At 31.8% G+C, this 1,875-nt stretch carries 3 protein-coding genes; all 3 read right to left on the reverse strand.

Annotated features, from left to right (window positions below):
- Positions 1 to 313: 313 nt before the first annotated feature.
- Positions 314 to 568 (reverse strand): hypothetical protein, encoded by a 255-nt coding sequence (locus AC1DSB_RS18750; protein ID WP_477532953.1) that lies wholly within the window; start codon positions 566 to 568, stop codon positions 314 to 316.
- Positions 569 to 844: 276 nt separating this feature from the next.
- Positions 845 to 1,198, reverse strand: coding sequence for an ArsR/SmtB family transcription factor (locus AC1DSB_RS18755; RefSeq protein WP_477533036.1), 354 nt, complete (start codon positions 1,196 to 1,198; stop codon positions 845 to 847).
- The gene (locus tag AC1DSB_RS18760) at positions 1,199 to 1,618 is read right to left on the reverse strand and encodes an SRPBCC family protein (protein WP_477533035.1); all 420 of its coding nucleotides are present in this window, start codon (positions 1,616 to 1,618) and stop codon (positions 1,199 to 1,201) included.
- Between the last annotated feature and the right edge of the window lie 257 nt (positions 1,619 to 1,875).

The following is a 1,875-nucleotide window of genomic DNA, read 5'->3' on the forward strand; positions in this document are numbered from 1 at the left end:
TCTGTGCACCCGTTAATTTTATAAGGATTGTAATTAGTTGAATTTAAAAATGCTAATAAAATATTCATCTTCTGGAAAATCACCTTGATACTCAAAGCATTAATCAAATAGAAATCTTTTAACTTWCCATTTCCAGCCCAACAATCTAAATAAATCGTTTTATTTCTATCACTTGCTAAAGAACAAACAAAGTCTCCAACTATCACGAGTAACTAGTTATTTTTTAAATTTACTAGTTTCACTAACCAGCCTCGTTAGTTCAATAAGAAAAAAGGCTTCACTCCTTATTGAAGTAAAGCACCCGTTAGTTAAATTAGAAATTATTTAATGCGATTCCGCCACAAATAACAGATAAGATTAACCAGAATTTATAATTACTTTTTTTCAAAATGTACTCTTCAATACTAAATAATAAAAGGAATACTCCTATAACCATATATATAATTCTGTAATTAGGATTGGTGTAACCAAAATTATAATAAATCACTAATGCTACTAAAATAAATTGTATAAATGCAATCGCTTTAATTCTTCCGTCAATAAATTGTTTTCTCAAAAATGAACGCATTGTGTTATCCCCTCAAGTAAAAACCTTCGATGAGTGTATTATCATCGTAAGTACTATTATAGCTTAAATAAGCTTCATAATCTGCCCTGTTAGTTGAACAATAAACTAGATGATCCGTACGTAAACCTTCGATTCACTTACGGAAAGAGTATTATCAGAAGTACCTTTTAAATATAAAGGAGCAACGTCTTATAACGTTGCCCTACTTTGACTAAATCAGCCGTTAGTTGAACAACAAAAAAAACCGACATTTTATTGTCGGTTTCTGAATTAACCTTATTTACTATCTGTTTTTACTACTTTAAAACCATTTACACCTTCATTTTCAACCACATGTTTAAGAATTGACAATTTGTTATTCCAAAACTGTTCATAATAAGAAAGCCATAGTTTTAATTCTGCTAAGGGTTCTGGTTGCAACTGATAAATTTTTTCCCTACCAACTTTTTTTCCGCTTACTAAATTTGCTTCTGAAAGGATAAGTAGATGTTTTACAACGGCTGTCCGACTAATTGGAAAATGAGATGTTATTTCTGAGATTGGTAATTCCTTGTTAGCAAGTAATCGAAGTACCTCTCTTCTAGTTGGATCAGCAATAGCTTGAAATACATCATGCTTTGCTGCTGTCATTTATCCTTCAACAACCTTTCGAAGTCGTTCATTTACAATTCCGACCCAGCCATTGTCCATTCTGTCACGAATAATAGAATTTTTCTCGTTCGCTTTTGGAAGAACAGTATCAGGGGATTTCCAACCACTGTGTATAAGTGTAAACTCCGTCTTCTCATCCAGCTCTTTTAAAAGAAACGTAACCACCCAACCTTCTGTATCCCATGAAAAAGAAACTTTGGTTGGTTCATCAATTTCTAATACTTTGCAAGGAGATGGACCGAATGGGGATTGTATATGAAATTCATGTCCTACTTTAGGTTCAAAATCATTTTGCATAAACCAAATTGCAATACCCTCCGAAGTAGAAACCGTTTCCCACACTTTTTGTATAGGTGCTTCAAAAGTAACAATCTGCTTAATATCTTGTATTGTTTCCAAAATTATATTCTCCTTTATTATTAAATAAAACCTTTTGGTTATATATTAGATAATATAACACCTTTTGGTTCTATGTCAAAGAGGATTTCTCATATTTATTCTTCTTTTCAATAATTTTTATTCAACTAACCTGCCCCGTTAGTTTAAGTGTAACATTTCAAAATAGATTGCCGAAATTTACTTGATGTTTTGGACGTAAAAATAGACCATCGAAATGATGGTCTTGTTTAACTAAAGCACCCGTTAGTTGAATAAGC

This window comes from Paenisporosarcina sp. P4_E4_2 (assembly GCF_056401595.1).

Excerpts from the sequence above, each read along its gene's own strand:
- AC1DSB_RS18750 (WP_477532953.1), bottom strand. The coding sequence starts at position 568 with ATGCGTTCATTTTTGAGAAAACAATTTATTGACGGAAGAATTAAAGCG.
- AC1DSB_RS18755 (WP_477533036.1), bottom strand. The coding sequence starts at position 1,198 with ATGACAGCAGCAAAGCATGATGTATTTCAAGCTATTGCTGATCCAACT.